Genomic DNA, 17,702 nt, shown 5'->3' on the forward strand with positions numbered 1-17,702 from the left:
TAACCATAATGCCGCAGGACATGGATAATAGGGGCGTGTCCCGTCAACGTCAACGTAATCCCCGAAGGAAAAACACCAACCCGCTTCTCGACGCCCGCGCCATCCAGGTCGCGAGAGGCTCGCTGGAGGAACTCGGCGATGGTGAGGTCGGAGAACACATCGGAGTGTCGATGTTGGGCCCTAATGTGGCCACCCACCGTTTCCAGGCAGCAGTCCCCGGCTATCACGGCTGGGAATGGAATGCCGTGCTGGCCTGTGCCGAAGGTTCCCGCCACGTCACCGTCAATGAAGTAGCCCTGGTGCCCGCCCACGAGGCGCTGCAGGCACCTGATTGGGTGCCCTATGAGGAAAGAGTCCGCCCGGGTGATCTCGGCCCCGGAGACCTCATGCCGCCGATGCCCGGCGATGAACGCCTGGACAAGGTTGAGGGGCGCTACCGGATCAGCCGCCATGGCCTGGAGGAGGCCCGCCACCGCTGGCACACCGGGGACTATGGCCCCACCTCCGAATTTGCGGAGAAAGCCGCCCTGCACTGCCGTAGCTGCGCCTTCTACCTCAAGGTGGAGGGAGCCATCGGGGAGAACTTCGGGGTCTGTGCCAATGAATATTCCGCCGATGGTCACCTGGTGCACGCCACCTATGGCTGCGGCGCCCACTCCGAAACCCCGCCCACCCCGAGCCAGGGGGAGGAGCCACCGAGCGCCTTCGACGATGAGCTCCCCGTCGACTACTAGCTTTTAACTCAGATCGGTGGCCTGCTCCCAGCGCCAGGCCTCCACCTCCAGGTGGGTCGGCGGAATCCGCTGGGGCAGCGGTCGGGGAGTCACGATGGAGCCGTACTCCAGCCAGCCGGAGACCTTGCAGAGTCCACTCAGCGGGTTGAGCACCCAGACCTCCCCGCGCCGCAGTGGCGGCATGGTGAAGCCGGCCGGGTAATGGATCAGCTGCAGACCATGCTCCAGCAGATGGGCCACCACCTCATCCAGCATCAGTGAAGGGGTGAGGAGTGGGTGATCGCTGACATGCACATTGGCGCCCTCGAGCAACACCAGGGGGGCGGTGATGGTGGAGATGATCTGCCCAGACTCATCCAGCAGCACCGAATCCCCGGCCCCGCCCCGTCGGATCCGGGAGAGCTGGGTGAGGATCCAACCGCGGTCCCCACCCGGCTGGTGGGGATGCTGGCGCTGATCCGGGGTGCCGGCGGCATCCATGATGATCTCACTGCCCCGGTCTTCCATGGGGCGAAGATCCACCGTGAAGGTGCCCGGTCGGGACGTCAGCACAACGCGATGTACACCGGGCCCGGAGGCGCGGAGCTTTTCAATCAGCTCTTCTTCCTGGGCTGGGCTAAAGTCTTCTTGTCGATGCAACATCGCTAGGAGCGTCTCGAAGTGGGCGACCCGGCGGTCCTTAACCGTAAAATCAAAGGTAACCATCACAACTTCCCTCTTGAACTGGAATTCTCAAGGTAGCACCACCTGTGATTTTGCTCAGTAATGTGCTGAATTTTTTTGAGAAACGGGGGTGTGAGTGGGACTCTTAGACGGTGAATTACCAGTTCATTATTGATATGGAGATCTCCGGATGACCCAACGCCTGGACGAATCAACCGCTGCCAAACCATCGGGTGGCGCGCTTGACCGTTACTTTAAAATCTCGGAACGGGGTTCCACGCTCGGCACTGAGGTCCGTGCCGGTGTCGTGACCTTCTTCGCGATGGCCTACATCGTGATTCTGAACCCCCTGATCCTCGGCACCGCTGAGGACAGTGCCGGCAACACCCTGGGCATCCCCCAGGTCGCCGCCGCCACGGCCCTGGCCGCCGGCGTGATGACCATCGCCTTCGGCCTGATCGCCCGCTATCCCTTCGGTATCGCCACCGGCCTGGGACTGAACACCCTGGTCGCGGTGACCCTGGTCGCCGGTGAAGGCCTGACCTGGCCGGAAGCCATGGGCCTGGTGGTCCTGGATGGCATCGTCATCGTCATTCTGGCGGTCTCCGGTTTTCGAACCGCCGTCTTCCGTGCCATCCCACCGGCCATGAAGGCCTCCATCGGTGTGGGCATCGGCATGTTCATCGCCATGATCGGTCTGGTCGACGCAGGGTTTGTCACCCGCGTCCCGGATGCCGCGATGACCACCGTCCCGGTGCAGCTGGGTGACGGCGGATCCATCAACGCCTGGCCCACCCTGGTCTTCATCATCGGTCTGATCATCTGCGGCACCATGGTCGTCCGCAAGATCCGCGGTGGACTCTTCATCGGCATCCTCGCCACCACCATCATCGCCATGATCGTCGAGGCCGTCGTCGGGGCAGGTTCCTCCGCGGAGAACCCGGGCGGCTGGTCCCTGGCGGTTCCGGCGCTGCCCACCTCCTTCGGTGGTCTGCCTGACCTGTCCATCGTCGGTGATGTCAACCTCTTCGGTGCCTTCACCCGCATCGGCGTCGTCGCCGCCACCATGCTGGTGTTCACCCTGGTGTTGGCCAACTTCTTCGACGCCATGGGAACCATGACCGCCCTGGGCAAGCAGGGCAACCTGGTCGATGAGAACAATGAGCTGCCCGACATGAAGAAGTCCCTGGTGGTTGAGGGTGCCGGCGCCATCGTCGGTGGTGTCACCTCATCGTCTTCTGCCACCGTCTTCGCGGACTCCGCCGCCGGTGTCGGGGATGGTGCCCGCACCGGTCTGGCCAATATCGTCACCGGTGTCCTCTTCCTGCTGGCGATGTTCCTGACCCCGCTCTATGAGGTCGTCCCCATCGAGGCCGCCGCCCCGGTCCTGGTCATCGTGGGTGCCATGATGATGGCCCAGGTCATCGACATCGACTTCTCCAAGTTCCACATCGCCCTGCCCGCCTTCCTGACCATCGTGGTCATGCCGATGACCTACTCCATCGCCAACGGCATCGGCGTCGGTTTCATCGCCTTCACCCTGATGACCGTCGCCGCCGGCAAGATCCGCGAGGTCCACTGGATCATGTGGCTGATCTCCGCCCTCTTCGTCGTCTACTTCGCGATGGACCCGATCATGGCTCTGCTGGGCTAATTTTCCGCCCTGGGAGCACCGCCCTCTAGCATGGGGGGTGTGATCCGCATCGAAGACCCCGCCGACCCCCGCCTGGACGATGTCCGCAATCTCAACCACTCCGATAACCGCCCCGATCTACCGGGTGGCAAAGGACTGGTGATCGCGGAAGGCCCCCTGGTGGTGGGTCGGCTTTTCGCTTCCCGCTTCCCGGTGCGTGCCCTGGTGGGCTTCCCCGCCAAATTGGAGAGCTTCCTCGCCGAACCCGCGAACCGGGCGGCAGTGGGGGAGACCCCGGTCTATGCCGTGGACCGTGCCACCCTCGCCGAGGTCGCCGGTTTCGACATGCACCGCGGGTTGCTCGCCGCCGCTGAGCGGGTCGAGGAAACCCCCGTGGCGGAGATCCTGGAGAGCGCACGCACCGTGGTGGTGCTCGAGGGCGTGGGTGACCACGAGAACATCGGCTCCCTCTTCCGCAACGCCGCCGGCATGGGCGTGGATGCCCTGCTCTTCGGCAACGGCTGTGCGGACCCCCTCTACCGCCGCGTGGTGCGGGTATCCATGGGACATGTCCTGCGCACCCCCTTCGCCCATTTCGGCGGCACCTACACCACCTGGCAGCGCGAATTGGAGGAACTCCGGGCGGCCGGCTTCCGCCTGGTGTCCCTGACCCCTGATGCCAGCGCCGCCCACCTCGCTGATGCGCTTGTCGACGCCGCGGGCCGGCCCTGGGACAAGATCGCCCTGCTCGTGGGTGGGGAAGGCCCCGGCCTGACCGAACACGCCATGCGGGCCACCGATATCCGGGCCCGGATCCCCATGGCCCCGGACACCGACTCCCTCAACGTGGCCACCTCAGCGGCCATCGCCTTCTACGAAAGACAGCGCTCCCTGCGTTAAGGGCGGTCCGTGTGCCGCAGCTTATCGACGACCGTCTCCCGCAGGGACCGCGCCCGGGAACGCAGTCCCCGCCCCGCACGCTTCGCCGCCCCGGCGGCGGCACCCGCCAGCCGGGCCAGCTCCTCCGAGGTGGAGGAGCTTTCCTCATGCTCTTCATAATCGTCATAGTCACCCCGGCTGGCCCCGATACCCAGGCGGGCAGTGGCCGCACTGGCGATCTCACCGACACTACGGCGCAGCTGCGTGGGATGGGGCTGCACCTTCGGCTCCGGACGGCCATCCACGGCATAGGCCACCACATTGATGTCCGGGCCCGCCGGGCTGACCTCAAAACCCAGCCAACTACGCTGCGCCTCCACCACCAGATCCGGAGGATCAAAGGGAAGATAGATCCCTCCCCGCGGCGTTCCCCGTTCCCCCGCCCAGAAAGGACTCTCAAAAGGCTCCGGCAGACCCAGATCCTCCCGCAGCTCCATCGGCCTGGCACAGAGCGAACGCTTCAACTCCCCGCGGTGCCAATGCGCCAGACCACCGAAGTCAGCCGCCTCATTCAACGCGAAAGCATAGACATCAGGGGCCTTCACCGCATTGCGTAACCGGGGGCTGAGCTCGGAAAGCAACTCCAGATCCGGCACCACCGTCTGAATCACCGTGACACCCGGAAAACCCGCAATATAGAATTCCCCCTCAGCAGCCGGGGTGGAACGGTTCAGCGGGAACTGCCCGATCGGGCTGATCGGCCAGGCGGGGTTCATCTGGGCCAACAGTTTACGGCCATAGCCACGGTCCGCCCGGGGTTCCGCGGCGATCACCTCAGCAGGGGAGGAGGCGGTGACAAACCACAACGTCACCACCGTCCCACGGGGATTTTCCGCCCGGTCCCAGGAATCCATCATCGCCAGCGCCCCTGCTAGTTCTTGGGACGCTTGGTGTTGGTCCGGACCCCGAGGAGGACATCCTCCCAGTGCGGGGTCACCGCCTTACGACGCCGCTTCACCGGAGCCTGCTCCGGCTCCGGTTCACGCAGCTCATCCTCCTCCGGAGCCGTCACACTCTCCTCCGGCTCCTCCTCATCCCCGAACTCCTCCACATAACGGATCCCGCTGCCACCCACCGAGGAAAGCGAACGCACCGGCTGAACGAAATCCGGATCAGTCAGCTCAGCGGCCACCGCATTACGGGCCACCGCAGTGGGGGAGCTGGTGGCATGATTCTGGAAGGTCCACTCCGCCACATTCTGGGTGTGCCCGGCCTGCCAGGACACCTGGATCACCCATTGACCGGAGGCATCCCGGTAAGCATCCCAGGTGGCCTGGGAAAGATCATTACCCCGGGCGGTGAAAGCGGTGGCCAGCACCTCCCAGAGAGTGAGGCGGGCAGGGCCATCATCACGCACGGGATGCGCCCGCTTGGCGGTCTCCGCCACCTGGGCGCGTTCCAAGAGAACCGCGTAGGCAAAAGGTTCCACCCGGGCCTCCGTCACACCCATCTCCTCCGCCAGCTCAGCGGCGGTGGCACCCGCACGCACCCGATCCTGGATTTCCCGGGGACGCATGGTCATCGGCGCCGAGATTCGGGGATCGGTTTCCACGCGCGCTGGGCGGGGTTCGGTGGGTGGTATCACCGGGGTACGGACCTCCGGTTCGGGGGCGAGGGCGGGGTCCTCTCCGGGTTCCGGATTGGGGGGCGCCTGACCCAGGAGCACAGCGCGCAGATTTTCGTCGACCGCCAGGAAGAACTGCTCGGCGGCCTCCGAGGGGTCTGCGGTGCTCCGGAAGACCAGGGAGGAATCCGTCGATTCACTGCTGACGAGGAATAGCTCGCGCATGCCGTTCTCCTTCGGGGATGGGCAAAGTGTTGATAAGTGCAACCCTAACGCAGAAAAGCGCCGCGACGTGTGAAGTCGCGGCGCATGTTAGGCGGTCAGGCCAGCTTAGGCGCGGGCGTGACCAGCATCGAGAACGAAATCGATGGCCTTGGTCAGCTTCTCCACGTCGGCGGTGTCAATCGCCGGGAACATGCCGACGCGCAGCTGGTTGCGGCCCAGCTTGCGGTAGGGTTCGACATCCAGGATACCGTTGGCACGCAGGATCTTGGCCAGGACTGCGGCATCGATGGTGTCATCGAAGTCGATGGTGCCGACGACCAGTGAACGCTTGCTCGGGGCAGTGACATAAGGAGAAGCCTCCTCGCGCTGCTCAGCCCAGTTGTAGAGGGTGTTGGAGGAAGCGGTGGTGCGGGCGACCATGCCGTCCAGGCCACCGTTCTCGTTCATCCACTTGACCTGGGCATCCAGCATCAGCAGGGTGGACACGGCCGGGGTGTTGTAGGTCTGGTTCTTGCGGGAGTTATCCACCGCGGTCTGCAGATCCAGGAAAGCCGGGATGAAACGGCCGGAAGCCTTGATCTTCTCGATGCGCTCGATCGCGGCCGGGGACATCGCAGCCAACCACAGGCCACCGTCGGAGGCGAAGCACTTCTGCGGGGAGAAATAGTAGACATCGGACTGGGAGATGTCGACGGGCAGGCCGCCGGCGCCGGAGGTGGCGTCGATGGCGATCAGGGAACCCTCAGAACCTGCGGGGCGAACAACCGGAACCATGGCGCCGGTGGAGGTTTCATTGTGGGCCCAACCGATCAGATCGGCGCCTTCAATGGCGGTCGGCTCCGGGGCATCGCCGGTCGGGGCTTCCAGGATGGTGGGATCATCCAGCCAGGGTGCCTGCTTCGCAGCCTTTGCGAACTTGGAGGAGAACTCACCGAAGGAGAGGTGTCCGGACTTCTGCTCGATCAGACCGAAGGTCGCGGCATCCCAGAAAGCGGTGGCGCCACCCAGCGAGAGGATAATCTCATAACCCTCGGGCAGGGAGAAGAGGTCGGACAGGCCCTCGCGGACGGAGCCGACCACGTTCTTCACCGCCGGCTGGCGGTGAGAGGTGCCGATAACGGATTCAGCACCTGCAACGATGGCCTGGATCTGTTCGGGGCGCACCTTGGAGGGGCCACAACCGAAGCGGCCGTCCGCCGGGAGCAGCTCTTCGGGGAGGGTGGGGAACTGGGAGGACTCGCTCATAATCTCCTGCACACTTTCACGACGGTCACACAATTTGGACGTTTCCACCATAACCAAACCTGTTGATAGATAGATAGCCATGGGTGACTTTTCCCCGGTGACGGGGGTGACCTCTCTGACTACCCCAATAGGGAGGGAGATTGTGGATGTGGCCACATTGTTGTGGCAATCATTACAAAATTTGCTAGAGTGTGCTGTGTCCCACGATGGGTTGTGACGAGTGGCACGGGTGTTGGCGGAAATAGGCCGGTGACACGCTGGTTACCGTCGGGGCTCCACGGTCTCAAGGGCAGGTAATAATTCCATAGGGATTACCTAGGGTTCCCAGGGCTGGCAAAGGCCGACCTGGGGAGCTAGCCCGCACCCCATTCCGTGGTAGCGTCGCCTTAGCTGAAATATGGCTTATACTCCCCGGCGGGATCGGCGTGGATGCGATCATCTCACCCTCAGGGGTGTGGTGGCCAGGCTGCGGTATGGCGGCCCGCCTTGCGGTGGGCATCCTGGGACCCGGGATAAATTGACAACTGATGTTTGAAAGGGAAACTGTGGCTTCCGAGAACAACGACAAGGCCGTCCTTCACTACCCCGGTGGTGAGTTTGAGATGCAGATCAAGCAGGCCACCGAAGGTAGCTCTGGTATCGAACTGGGCAAGATGCTCTCCGAAACCGGATTCACCACCTTCGACCCGGGTTATGTGTCCACCGGCTCCACCGAGTCGAAGATCACCTACATCGACGGCGATGAAGGCATCCTGCGCTACCGCGGCTACGACATCGCTGAGCTGGCTGAAAACGCCACCTTCAACGAGGTTTCCTACCTCCTGATCAAGGGTGAGCTGCCGACCACCGATGAGCTGCACAAGTTCAACGATGAGATCCGCCACCACACCCTGCTGGATGAGGACTTCAAGTCCCAGTTCAACATCTTCCCGCGCAACGCACACCCGATGTCCGTCCTGGCTTCCTCGGTGAACATCCTCTCGACCTACTACCAGGGCCAGCTGGATCCGCTGAACGAAGAGCAGCTGGACAAGGCCACCGTACGCCTGATGGCCAAGGTACCGATGCTGGCCGCCTACGCCTACCGCGCTTCCCAGGGCAAGCCCTACATGTACCCGGATAACTCGCTGAACGCCCGCGAGAACTTCCTGCGCATGATGTTCGGCTACCCGACCGAGCCCTACGAGATCGACCCGATCCTGGTCAAGGCCCTGGATAAGCTGCTGATCCTGCATGCTGATCACGAGCAGAACTGCTCCACCTCCACCGTGCGCATGATCGGTTCCGCACAGGCCAACATGTTCGCCTCCGTCGCCGGTGGCATCAACGCCCTGTCCGGCCCGCTGCACGGTGGCGCCAACCAGGCTGTTCTGGAAATGCTCGAGGACATCCAGAACAACCACGGCGGTGACGCCACCGAGTTCATGGACAAGGTCAAGAACAAGGTTGACGGCGTCCGCCTGATGGGCTTCGGCCACCGCGTCTACAAGAACTATGACCCGCGTGCGCAGATCGTCAAGGAGACCGCACATGAGGTGCTCGCACACCTCGGTGGCGATGAGCTGCTGGACCTGGCCATGAAGCTTGAGGAGATCGCCCTGGCTGATGACTACTTCATCCAGCGCAAGCTCTACCCGAACGTGGACTTCTACACCGGCCTGATCTACCGCGCCATGGGCTTCCCCACTGATTTCTTCACCGTTCTCTTCGCAATCGGCCGCCTGCCGGGCTGGATCGCCCACTTCCGCGAGCAGCTGCAGATGAACACCAAGATCAACCGCCCGCGCCAGATCTACACCGGCGAGACTCTGCGCAGCTTCGTTCCCCGTGAACAGCGCTAATCCCTCCCATTAAGAGGGTGGCCGCCAGTCAACGGCGTGCCTGACGGGTCGGATGCGACACCAGCCACTTATAATGGCAGGTGAAGTATCCGGCCCGTTTTCTGTCCCGGTCCGGAATCATACGCACTACCTGAGAAATCCAAGGAGTTCTGATCCTCATGGAAAAGCCGCAGATTGAAATCCCCGCCGGTCCGGCACCGGAAGACCTCGTCATTGTCGATCTCATTGAGGGCGAGGGGGACGCGGTCCAGCCAGGCGGGCTGGTTGAGGTCCACTACGTCGGTGTCGACTACGAGACCGGCCAGGAATTCGACTCATCCTGGGACCGGGGCGAGAGCGCCCAGTTCCCGCTGAACGGTCTGATCGCAGGCTGGCAGGAGGGGATCCCGGGCATGAAGGTCGGCGGACGTCGTCAGCTCACCGTCCCTCCGGAGGCAGCCTACGGCCCGGCTGGTGGCGGACACCCCCTGTCCGGTCGCACCCTGGTCTTCATCATCGATCTGATCGGTGTCGGTAGCTGATCGGGCTACTGAAAGCAGCTTTGTGGTGTTGAATAAGGGCATGAACCAAGTAGTGGTACCCACCTTCACTCTGAATGACGGGACCGAGATGCCGCAGATCGGCCTCGGCACCTGGAAGATCACCGGCGAGGATGCAGTGCGGGTGGTCCGCGAAGCAATTGACGCGGGCTACCGGCACTTCGACACCGCCGCCATGTACGGGAATGAGTCCGAGATCGGGCGGGGGATCGCCGAGGCCATCGCGGCCGGCGATGTGACCCGGGATGAACTTTTCATCACCTCGAAGGTCCGCAATGAGGACCACGGATCGGAAGCCGCCTCACGGGCCTTCCACGCCTCCCTCAGTCGACTGGGGCTGGACTATCTGGACCTCTATCTCATCCACTGGCCCTGGCCCCAGCGCGGGTTGTATGTGGAAACCTTCGAGGCAATCGCCAAGATTCAGGGACTGGGCACCGTGCAGTCCATCGGCGTAGCCAACTTCTATGAAGAGGTGCTCCGCGAAGTGGTGTCCAAGACCGGGGTCGTACCGGCCCTGAACCAGGTCGAGCTGCACCCCGGATACTCCCAGGCGCCCCTGCGCAAGGTGCATGAGGAACTGGGGATCCTCAGCGAAGCCTGGTCCCCCCTGGGGCGGGGGCTGCTGCTGATGAACCCCCTGATCTCTGATATCGCCGATCAGGTGGGGCGCTCACCCGCCCAGGTCATCCTGCGTTGGGCGACCCAGCAGGGTATTTCCGTGGTGCCCAAGACCGCCTCGCGGTCCCGGTTGCAGGAGAACATCCAGCTCTTCGATTTCGAGCTTTCCACGGGGCAGCTCAAGCAGATCAACGCCCTTGATGAGATGCGCGGTTTCGGTCGCGTTTTCGGGGATCCGCTGACCTATCCGGGTGAGGTCTAGTCGCGGTCCTGAGGTCCCCAGTGGCCGGGTAAGAAGATGTTAACTCACCCTTCTTACCCGGTTTTGTTTTGTGAAGACATCTAGTGAAGCTAGTGAATCCTGTAATGACAGACTTTGCAGAATTTGCAAAACTTCCTTTTTGAACATTGTGGGGGTGATGTCATTTGTCTTAAATCTGCTGGTGAAAGAGATTCTCGGGGGTAGATTATTATGAAAATTCAAGAAAGTAGCCAATTGCGCTTACTCATTGCAATGTGAGTTGGGTAACTTAAGTTTGCAACAAGGATTGTGACGGCACCCACATTGGGTGGTCACCTTCTATGTCTTCTAAAGACCGTCATTCAGCGGTAAAGAAAGTGAGATGAGCAGCCGTGAGCGCGACACCTCCGATTCAACAACGGCGTGAGCCAACCGCCGCAGATTTTGTGGCGATGCAGAAAAGCCCTGAGTTCCAGGCCCTCCGGTCCAAGTTCCGGGGCTTTGCATTCCCCACTTCCATAGCATTTTTTGTCTGGTACATCGCCTATGTTGTGGTTGCCACCTTCCTTCCCGAGGCAATGTCGGTGGAGCTCATCCCGGGCTTCAATGTCGGCCTGCTGCTTGGTCTGGCGCAGTTCGTCACGACCTTCCTGATCACCTGGATTTACATCCGTTTCGCCAACAAGAACCTGGAACCGCGTCAGACGGCCATCCGGGAAGCAATGGAAGGTCGTGCATAGAAGATGAACAGCACCCTTTACCTGGCGCAGGAAGCGCCATCCACCGGTAACCCGATCCTCAACATCTCGGTTTTCGTGGTCTTCATCGTGGTCACCATGACCGTGGTGCTCCGCGCCGGCAAGACCACCAAGGAGTCCTCCGACTTCTACACCGGTGGTGCCTCCTTCTCCGGTACCCAGAATGGTCTCGCCATCGCAGGTGACTACCTTTCTGCGGCATCCTTCCTCGGTATCGTCGGCTCCATCGCCCTGAGTGGTTACGATGGCTTCCTCTACTCCGTGGGCTTCTTCGTCGCCTGGCTGGTGGCCCTGCTGCTGGTCGCTGAGCCGCTGCGTAACGTCGGCCGCTTCACCATGGCGGACGTGCTCTCCTTCCGCCTGCGCCAGAAGCCGGTCCGAATTGCCGCTGCCTTCGGCACCCTCTTCGTGACCCTCTTCTACCTGATCGCTCAGATGGCCGGTGCAGGTTCCCTGGTCTCCGTCCTGCTGGATCTGCACTCCTTCGGCTCCCAGGCACTCGTCATCGCCGTCGTCGGTGTCGTCATGATCGCCTACGTCCTCATCGGCGGCATGAAGGGCACCACCTACGTCCAGATGATCAAGGCTGTGCTGCTGGTCGCCGGTGTCGCCGTCATGACCGTCTGGTCCTTCGTCGCCATCAAGGGCGGCTTCAACACTCTGCTGGACGAGGCTGTCGCCATGCATGCCAGCTCCGCCACCCTGGCAGACAAGGGCTATGAGGCCATTGACATCCTCAACCCGGGCCTGAAGTACGGTGGCGACCTGGCTTCCCAGCTGGACTTCGTCTCCCTGGGCCTGTCCCTGGTGCTGGGCACCGCGGGTCTGCCGCACGTCCTGATGCGCTTCTACACCGTGCCCACCGCCCGTGAGGCCCGTAAGTCCGTGGTCTGGGCCATCATCCTCATCGGCGCCTTCTACCTGATGACCCTGGTGCTGGGTTACGCAGCTGCTGCACTGGTCGGCCCGGACCGTATCCTCGCTGCACCGGGTGGCGCCAACGCTGCCGCGCCGCTGCTGGCTCTCGAGCTCGGTGGCCCGATCTTCATGGCACTGATCTCGGCGGTCGCCTTCGCCACGGTGCTTGCCGTGGTCGCCGGACTGTCCATCACCGCCTCTGCGGCGGTCGGCCATGACATCTACGACGCGGTCTTCCGTAACGGTGAGTCCACCGAAGCGGAGCAGGTCAAGGTTTCCCGTATCACCGTGATCGTCATCGGTGTCGTCTCCATTGTCCTGGGCATCCTCGCGATGCAGCAGAACGTCGCCTTCCTGGTCTCCCTGGCCTTCGCCATCGCAGCTTCGGCGAACCTGCCGACCATCCTGTACTCCCTGTACTGGAAGAAGTTCAACACCGTCGGCGCAGTGGCCTCCATGTACACCGGCCTGATCTCCGCGCTGGTCCTGATCTTCTTCTCCCCGGCAGTCTCCGGAACCGATACCGCCATGGTTCCGGGTGCCGACTGGGCGATCTTCCCGCTGACCAGCCCGGGTCTGGTTTCCATCCCGCTGGCTTTCCTGGCCGGTATCGTCGGTACCTACCTCGGCAAGCCGGATAACATGGAAGAACTCCAGGCTGAGATGGAGGTTCGCTCCCTCACCGGCGTCGGCGTTGAAGCTGCGGTCGATCACTAAGATCTCCGGCTAAAAGTCCACACCAGAAGATTTACACAGTACCGCCCCAGTGCCGCGCACTGGGGCGGTACTAGTATTTGGGGCATGACACCCTCACCCGCGGCGGTGAGAGCCACAAAGCGGAAAAAAATCCGCCCCTGGGGGGTTCTCTTCACCCTGATCGCTCTAATCGCCCTCTCCTCCATTCCCTTCGTCGTATATTTCGGCGGCGGGAATTCTTCTGTCCAGAGCCAATCTGAAAGGCCGGGCGGACTGCCCCCGACCCGGGCCACGCTTTCGGTGCCGGAGTCCTTCAGCCGAGCTCCTGAGGCTGATGAGGGGGACGTTGAAGAAGGTGAGGCTGATGAAGAGGATGTCATCGAGGAATTCCTGCGGCACACCACCGGTTCCCAGGTGACCTACATCAGCCTCAGCGAGGACTATCACGCGGGCACCGCCACGGAACGTTTCGCCCGACCTGCGCTGAGCCTGATAAAGCTCTACCTGGCGGACTACGTGCTCAAGAACGGCACCACAGCGGAACGCTTTGCCGCCCTGGACATGATCAGCTCATCCAGCGATGAAACGGCAGAGGAACTCCACCGGAAATATCCGGAAGCCATCGATGAGACCGCGGCGGAATATGAGTTGTTGTCCACCCGTTCCAATGAGCGCTGGGGCTACAGTCTCACCTCCACCTATGATGTGGTGACCTTCATCGCGGCGTTGCTGGAGGAGGACCCCACCCACCCCATTCTGGTGGCCATGTCCAAGTCTGATGAGGTGGCCTCCGACGGTTATGAACAGAACTTCGGCACAGCGGTGCTGCCCGGGGTCATCGGCAGCAAATGGGGCTGGTCCGATGACCTCGAGCTGCACTCCTCAGTCTCCTTCGGCGAAGATTTCGTGGTCGCCGCCGCCGTGACGGGATCAGCGGAAGACCTGACCTCGCTGGTGGAGAATCAATTAAAGGACCTGCCCGAGAAGAACTGATGGGCAGATCCTTGAACTGAGGGTTCGACCGTGGTGGGACTAACCCATGCTGGAAAGCACGTTCAACAGCTGGGCTCCCTGGTTGATCTGCTCCGCGGTGGGAGCCTGACCAGCTGCCGGCAGGGAGGAACCAGCCGCCGGCGGGGGAGTGGTACCCGGGTTCACATAGTCGGAGTTGGAACCACCGGAGTTGCCCGGGATGGAGGGAAGCGCCACACCCGGGGTCCACTGGCCCCAATCAGCGGCGTAGACATTGTTGATGTCAATGCCCACGCCATCCAGGGTGTCCTTGTCGATACGGATCTGGTGGATGGTGGTACGCGGGTGGATCTTTCCGCCAGAACCCCAGTTGTGCATCCAGAAGAACTCACCCAGGCCATCTTCGGTGGCCCACTGGACTACGTTGTAGTTGCCGTAGATGCCCATCTGGTAGCCGGCCGCGTGCAGCGCCACCTCGAAAGCCCGGAGGTAGGGGCTGATCTGCCCGTTGAATTCGCTCAGGCTGGGGTTGTCATCGATGGCAACGTAGATCGGCCGATTGGTGGGACCACCGGCAGCCACATGCAGGGCAATGGCCTTCGGTGCATGGATGGCGGCACCGGCGGCGCCCCGCTTCCAATCAGCGGTCTCTGCCTTACCGAACTGGTAGACGCTGGCGGTCTGCAGACCCAGGGCAGCGAATGCCTGAGTCTCCCGCAGAGTCACCGGCTTGCCCACCATCCAGCTCTCCGTGCCCGGCCGACGATCCGAGACATAGCGGACCGCACCCAGGTGGCCGGCATTCTTGATCGACTGGGCGCTGGGAACCCCGGCGGCGTAGTCGATTACGGTACCGAGCACCGGTCCCAGGGCGAAGGCCTTGGGGGCGGCCTGGACGGCGACACCTGCGGTCACCGCGACGGCAGCCGCCCGGAAGAGCGTCCGGCGGCTGATGGGGGCATTGAAGGGCGATGTGGTCATCCGAGTGACTTCCTTAGGGGTTCAACCGCTCACCCCGGAGGGTGAGCCATGCGAAATGCACCTGAAAAAATGCAACAGGAGTCACGTTAGCAATAGCCTTATGCTTCTACCAGATGAATGTGGACACACTTTTTCAGGATAAAGCACCTGAAAGTATCACCCAACTGGGTGAATGCGGGCTTGATTGGGGAAAGAATATCTACAGGCTCTTCTGGGATCCCGGGGGAGAGAGCCAACCATTGTGTGGGGGAATTCGTGTGTCACGGTGAATGAGAAATGAAGCAACCCCCTGACCTTCCACTTCATCGTGGCTGTTCAGGGGGGTGTTTCTGTGGTGCCCCAGAGAGGAATCGAACCTCTGACGTTCTACTGTTTACCTGCAGTTATCGTCAATTTACCTCGCTTTCCACGACCTTTCCACGATCCTGGGGGAAAGCATCCACTATGGCGTCGAGGTCGGAGTCGAAAAGATGACTGTATTTATCGAGGGTCATCTTCGCTGAACTGTGGCCCAACTGGCGCTGGATTACCAGGACATTGGCACCGGCAGAGTGAAGCACTGAGGCAGCAGCATGGCGGAGATCGTGGGGGGTGACATCGGGGAAAGAGCCGTCGATCTCTTTGCAGGCATCGACCGCAGAGTGCCACCAGGAGCGGCGGCTCGGGGTTGTCACATGCCTGCCGTTCCGATTAGTCCATAGAAGAGCGGTGGGGCGTTTGTCCTTCATCGCCTCCTTGAGGTGGGGAATGACTGGTGTTGGGATGGCGACGCTCCTGGCGGTGCCGGTCTTTGTTCCTCCGACAATGACCTTTCCTCCCACAGTGGAGGCTGACTTTGTGATGGCAGCCCGCTGCTTCTGGAGGTCCACGTCGGCCACAGTCAAAGCGGCTGCTTCCCCCCAGCGCACTCCCGTGTAGGCGAGGAAGGCCACTAAGGACTTGTAGCGATTCGTCTGTTTGATGAGAAGACTGACTTGTTCTTGATTAAGTGTCGTGTCCTTCGACTGCTGTCGGGACGGTAGCTGCACCCCAGCGCAAGGGCTCGTGCGCAATTGACGAAGACGAACCGCGTCATCGAAGAGGTTCCTCAGGAGGTTGAAGGCGCGATGAATAGTGGAGGCTGACAGGTTGAGTTGGTCTACCCAGTCCTGAACCTCGGCGGGATGGACACTCCCCACGGTCCTGTGTCCCCACACCGGCTCCACATGATTGCGCCAAGCCGCTTCCATGCTGCGCCACGAGGACACGGTGAGTTGTTTCTCGCGTGCGATTTTCCACCGGAGCCACACCTCGGCGATTGTGGTGCGCTGGTCCTCGGGCCTGATCCATTCGCCGGTCCTGGCAGAGACAGCGTTGCTGTCTGCCCATGCTTGGGCCTCATCCTTCGTTCGGAATCCCTGTTTGGTTCGACCGACACCGTCAGGGCCAGCGTATTGAACTCGCCACATGTAGCCTTTTTTGGCCTTTTTTGCTGGGTACTTTTGGATTGATGCCATGGGGTGATCTCCTCTAATGAGTAGGGGGTTTGTCGGGGGAATTTTCATCAGTTGCTTCTGCGGCCCGTAGTCGGCGAGTGACCTCAGTGGCCAGCTCTTCCGCCGTGGCTGACCCCAAAGCTGCCTCTCTGTCAGCCCTTGAAGGGATCGCCCATTTGGGGTTCAGGAAGCCTAGGTCGATGAGGGTTTTGACCGGATTCACGTCGTAAGCCTCCGAGATGTCGATGACAGTTTCGATTCGAGGGCCCCGGTAGATCTGATTTTGAAGTGTGCGTCGGGATACACCGATCTTCTCGGCGATCTCGCCTTGGCTGTCCTTGGTGACGTTCGATAACCATTCACGGAACTTCATGTGCTCACGGTAGCGTCCGATGCGCTCTTGCGCAACATTCAAGTAATTCTTCCGGTACTTGAAAAATTAGTCCCCCGGATTGGGCGGGAAAAAATTCAAGTAGATTGCTCTCCATTTGAATATCTTTCCGCAGGTCAGACGGTTGACGTGGTGCGCTTAGATATGCAATGGTGATCTGTGGCAGGCCAGCGTGTTGGGAAGCTGGCTGCGCACCTGATGAGCTAAATGGTTCTCTAGAGGAGGGGCATAGATGGAGTACGGCACCTGGCTGACAACGGACGAGGCGGCGAGCTATCTACGATGCTCCCCGTCACATGTCCGGCGAGAGCTGCGTAGGAAGAACCTTCAGGGAGTGCTTCTCGGGCAGACCTACCGAATCCGCCGCGAGTGGGCCGACGAGTACCTGGAGGGGTTGGCCGCATGAGACGCGACAGGATCGACCGCGATCTCTCCACCGATGGTGACCGTCAAGGCGGAGGATCAGGGGCAAGAGTTGTAAAGAGGGGAGTGATGTGAAGCAGGACGATTCGCACCCGGAATTCAAACCACAGCGATACATAAAGCAAAAAAGGACCCGACGTTCGCACACGTCGAGTCCCAGTCAAAATGAAAGGTGTCTCCCTTGTTTGACCACCGTAATCCTAACATGCATGAGAGCCGTAGCTCATGTCCTCCGTGGGGAGCTCATTCCCCCTGGCTCTGCCAGCAGCAGGGTGGGGCAAGGGCTCTGGTGTGCAGCCAATATGACTGTATTGAGTGTGTTCCCACGAATGGAACTCACAGCATTGGGGTTCTCGCCAAGAGCATGGGGATGGGCCGGCAGCAGTTGTTTGATGAGCTCCATGAGAAGCGGATCTTGATGTCTGGAGCCGGCATGAGGAACACCCCATACCAGCCCTACGCACACCATTTTGAGGTGTTTCAGGTCCAGTTTCCGAGGATCGACGGAACCTATGGTGAGGGCTACACCACAAGAGTGAAAACTTCGGGGATCAACTACGTCAGGAAGCGACTGGAGCTTCCTCCTCTGGACTTCCCCTTTCCACTAAGAGACGGGAAGCCCACCAGGTAAACGACCCTCCTTTTCCTCCTCGCCCTGATACAAGTCAGAGAGCGGAAACCTTCAAAGAATGACCGCAGGGCGGGGAGGATGCGCTCTTGAGTGCTGTAGAGGACCGACCGCCCAGCTCCGGCTCGTGAACAATCCTCCCATCTGGTCAAGACAGGTGCTGAGCCTGGACAGGGCTTGACGAACGAGATTCGAGCTCACGACTGGACCTGCCT

Annotated in this window: 18 protein-coding genes; 11 read left to right on the forward strand and 7 right to left on the reverse strand. The window is 61.4% G+C overall.

Annotated features, from left to right (window positions below):
* The first annotated feature begins 8 nt into the window (after positions 1 to 8).
* Positions 9 to 734 carry a DUF3027 domain-containing protein gene (locus tag COCCU_RS03690; protein WP_407924150.1) on the forward strand — a complete coding sequence of 242 codons (726 nt, stop codon included), beginning with the start codon at positions 9 to 11 and terminating at the stop codon, positions 732 to 734.
* Positions 735 to 737: 3 nt separating this feature from the next.
* Here the strand turns inward: COCCU_RS03690 and COCCU_RS03695 are convergent, their stop codons facing one another.
* Positions 738 to 1,376, reverse strand: a complete 639-nt coding sequence (locus COCCU_RS03695) for a hypothetical protein (RefSeq protein WP_197088426.1) — start codon at positions 1,374 to 1,376, stop codon at positions 738 to 740.
* Between the two features lie 211 nt (positions 1,377 to 1,587).
* Here COCCU_RS03695 and COCCU_RS03700 point away from each other — a divergent pair, with 211 nt between their 5' ends.
* Together COCCU_RS03700 and COCCU_RS03705 are read left to right on the forward strand one after the other, a co-directional pair.
* Positions 1,588 to 3,051 (forward strand): NCS2 family permease, encoded by a 1,464-nt coding sequence (locus tag COCCU_RS03700; protein ID WP_156230277.1) that lies wholly within the window; start codon positions 1,588 to 1,590, stop codon positions 3,049 to 3,051.
* Between the two features lie 39 nt (positions 3,052 to 3,090).
* On the forward strand, positions 3,091 to 3,930 hold the full coding sequence (locus COCCU_RS03705) for a TrmH family RNA methyltransferase (protein WP_407924151.1): 840 nt from the start codon (positions 3,091 to 3,093) through the stop codon (positions 3,928 to 3,930).
* Here the strand turns inward: COCCU_RS03705 and COCCU_RS03710 are convergent.
* The 3 genes from COCCU_RS03710 to serC all read right to left on the reverse strand — a co-directional run bounded on the left by COCCU_RS03710 (position 3,927) and on the right by serC (position 7,003).
* The gene (locus tag COCCU_RS03710) at positions 3,927 to 4,826 is read right to left on the reverse strand and encodes a DUF6928 family protein (protein WP_231598848.1); all 900 of its coding nucleotides are present in this window, start codon (positions 4,824 to 4,826) and stop codon (positions 3,927 to 3,929) included. The genes COCCU_RS03705 and COCCU_RS03710 overlap by 4 nt on opposite strands.
* 14 nt (positions 4,827 to 4,840) lie before the next feature.
* Positions 4,841 to 5,758, reverse strand: coding sequence for a septation protein SepH (gene sepH, locus COCCU_RS03715; RefSeq protein ID WP_156230279.1), 918 nt, complete (start codon positions 5,756 to 5,758; stop codon positions 4,841 to 4,843).
* Positions 5,759 to 5,863: 105 nt separating this feature from the next.
* Positions 5,864 to 7,003 carry a phosphoserine transaminase gene (serC, locus tag COCCU_RS03720; protein ID WP_156230280.1) on the reverse strand — a complete coding sequence of 380 codons (1,140 nt, stop codon included), beginning with the start codon at positions 7,001 to 7,003 and terminating at the stop codon, positions 5,864 to 5,866.
* 527 nt (positions 7,004 to 7,530) lie between these two features.
* Between serC and COCCU_RS03725 the strand changes: the two genes are divergently transcribed.
* From COCCU_RS03725 to COCCU_RS03750, 6 genes are all read left to right on the forward strand, one after another.
* Positions 7,531 to 8,844, forward strand: a complete 1,314-nt coding sequence (locus COCCU_RS03725; RefSeq protein ID WP_156230281.1) for a citrate synthase — start codon at positions 7,531 to 7,533, stop codon at positions 8,842 to 8,844.
* A gap of 158 nt (positions 8,845 to 9,002) precedes the next feature.
* A complete protein-coding gene (fkpA, locus tag COCCU_RS03730; RefSeq protein ID WP_156230282.1) occupies positions 9,003 to 9,365 on the forward strand; it encodes an FKBP-type peptidyl-prolyl cis-trans isomerase FkpA in 363 nt (120 codons plus the stop codon).
* Positions 9,366 to 9,405: 40 nt separating this feature from the next.
* Complete coding sequence (locus COCCU_RS03735) at positions 9,406 to 10,266, forward strand: aldo/keto reductase (protein WP_156230283.1); 861 nt, start codon at positions 9,406 to 9,408, stop codon at positions 10,264 to 10,266.
* A 371-nt stretch (positions 10,267 to 10,637) separates the two neighbouring features.
* Positions 10,638 to 10,985 carry a DUF485 domain-containing protein gene (locus COCCU_RS03740; protein ID WP_407924152.1) on the forward strand — a complete coding sequence of 116 codons (348 nt, stop codon included), beginning with the start codon at positions 10,638 to 10,640 and terminating at the stop codon, positions 10,983 to 10,985.
* 3 nt (positions 10,986 to 10,988) lie between these two features.
* Positions 10,989 to 12,638, forward strand: a complete 1,650-nt coding sequence (locus COCCU_RS03745; RefSeq protein WP_156230284.1) for a solute symporter family protein — start codon at positions 10,989 to 10,991, stop codon at positions 12,636 to 12,638.
* 84 nt (positions 12,639 to 12,722) lie between these two features.
* Entirely contained in the window at positions 12,723 to 13,610 is an 888-nt protein-coding gene (locus COCCU_RS03750) for a hypothetical protein (protein WP_231598849.1), read from the forward strand.
* Positions 13,611 to 13,649: 39 nt separating this feature from the next.
* On the opposite strand, the gene COCCU_RS03755 is transcribed toward COCCU_RS03750, so the two are convergent.
* The 3 genes from COCCU_RS03755 to COCCU_RS03765 form a co-directional block, all read right to left on the reverse strand.
* Positions 13,650 to 14,570: a DUF1906 domain-containing protein gene (locus COCCU_RS03755; protein ID WP_156230285.1), complete on the reverse strand. Its 921-nt coding sequence runs from the start codon at positions 14,568 to 14,570 to the stop codon at positions 13,650 to 13,652.
* Positions 14,571 to 14,959: 389 nt separating this feature from the next.
* Positions 14,960 to 16,066 (reverse strand): tyrosine-type recombinase/integrase, encoded by a 1,107-nt coding sequence (locus tag COCCU_RS03760; RefSeq protein WP_197088427.1) that lies wholly within the window; start codon positions 16,064 to 16,066, stop codon positions 14,960 to 14,962.
* A 13-nt stretch (positions 16,067 to 16,079) separates the two neighbouring features.
* Positions 16,080 to 16,418, reverse strand: coding sequence for a helix-turn-helix domain-containing protein (locus tag COCCU_RS03765; RefSeq protein ID WP_156230287.1), 339 nt, complete (start codon positions 16,416 to 16,418; stop codon positions 16,080 to 16,082).
* A gap of 250 nt (positions 16,419 to 16,668) precedes the next feature.
* On the opposite strand from COCCU_RS03765, the gene COCCU_RS14920 reads away from it, so the two are divergent.
* Both COCCU_RS14920 and COCCU_RS14925 read left to right on the forward strand, forming a co-directional pair.
* On the forward strand, positions 16,669 to 16,842 hold the full coding sequence (locus COCCU_RS14920) for an excisionase family DNA-binding protein (RefSeq protein WP_156230288.1): 174 nt from the start codon (positions 16,669 to 16,671) through the stop codon (positions 16,840 to 16,842).
* A 222-nt stretch (positions 16,843 to 17,064) separates the two neighbouring features.
* Positions 17,065 to 17,490, forward strand: coding sequence for a phage antirepressor KilAC domain-containing protein (locus COCCU_RS14925; RefSeq protein ID WP_407924161.1), 426 nt, complete (start codon positions 17,065 to 17,067; stop codon positions 17,488 to 17,490).
* The last annotated feature ends 212 nt before the right edge of the window (positions 17,491 to 17,702 follow it).

Source organism: Corynebacterium occultum (genome assembly GCF_009734425.1).
Taxonomy (GTDB): Bacteria; Actinomycetota; Actinomycetes; order Mycobacteriales; family Mycobacteriaceae; genus Corynebacterium; species Corynebacterium occultum.

Bases quoted from the DNA above. Each gene is read 5' to 3' on its own strand.
- COCCU_RS03690 (WP_407924150.1), top strand. From the start codon at position 9: ATGCCGCAGGACATGGATAATAGGGGCGTGTCCCGTCAACGTCAACGT.
- COCCU_RS03695 (WP_197088426.1), bottom strand. From the start codon at position 1,376: ATGTTGCATCGACAAGAAGACTTTAGCCCAGCCCAGGAAGAAGAGCTG.
- COCCU_RS03700 (WP_156230277.1), top strand. From the start codon at position 1,588: ATGACCCAACGCCTGGACGAATCAACCGCTGCCAAACCATCGGGTGGC.
- COCCU_RS03710 (WP_231598848.1), bottom strand. From the start codon at position 4,826: ATGATGGATTCCTGGGACCGGGCGGAAAATCCCCGTGGGACGGTGGTG.
- sepH (WP_156230279.1), bottom strand. From the start codon at position 5,758: ATGCGCGAGCTATTCCTCGTCAGCAGTGAATCGACGGATTCCTCCCTG.
- serC (WP_156230280.1), bottom strand. From the start codon at position 7,003: ATGAGCGAGTCCTCCCAGTTCCCCACCCTCCCCGAAGAGCTGCTCCCG.
- COCCU_RS03725 (WP_156230281.1), top strand. From the start codon at position 7,531: ATGTTTGAAAGGGAAACTGTGGCTTCCGAGAACAACGACAAGGCCGTC.
- fkpA (WP_156230282.1), top strand. From the start codon at position 9,003: ATGGAAAAGCCGCAGATTGAAATCCCCGCCGGTCCGGCACCGGAAGAC.
- COCCU_RS03735 (WP_156230283.1), top strand. From the start codon at position 9,406: ATGAACCAAGTAGTGGTACCCACCTTCACTCTGAATGACGGGACCGAG.
- COCCU_RS03745 (WP_156230284.1), top strand. From the start codon at position 10,989: ATGAACAGCACCCTTTACCTGGCGCAGGAAGCGCCATCCACCGGTAAC.
- COCCU_RS03750 (WP_231598849.1), top strand. From the start codon at position 12,723: ATGACACCCTCACCCGCGGCGGTGAGAGCCACAAAGCGGAAAAAAATC.
- COCCU_RS03755 (WP_156230285.1), bottom strand. From the start codon at position 14,570: ATGACCACATCGCCCTTCAATGCCCCCATCAGCCGCCGGACGCTCTTC.
- COCCU_RS03760 (WP_197088427.1), bottom strand. From the start codon at position 16,066: ATGGCATCAATCCAAAAGTACCCAGCAAAAAAGGCCAAAAAAGGCTAC.
- COCCU_RS03765 (WP_156230287.1), bottom strand. From the start codon at position 16,418: ATGAAGTTCCGTGAATGGTTATCGAACGTCACCAAGGACAGCCAAGGC.
- COCCU_RS14920 (WP_156230288.1), top strand. From the start codon at position 16,669: ATGGAGTACGGCACCTGGCTGACAACGGACGAGGCGGCGAGCTATCTA.
- COCCU_RS14925 (WP_407924161.1), top strand. From the start codon at position 17,065: ATGCATGAGAGCCGTAGCTCATGTCCTCCGTGGGGAGCTCATTCCCCC.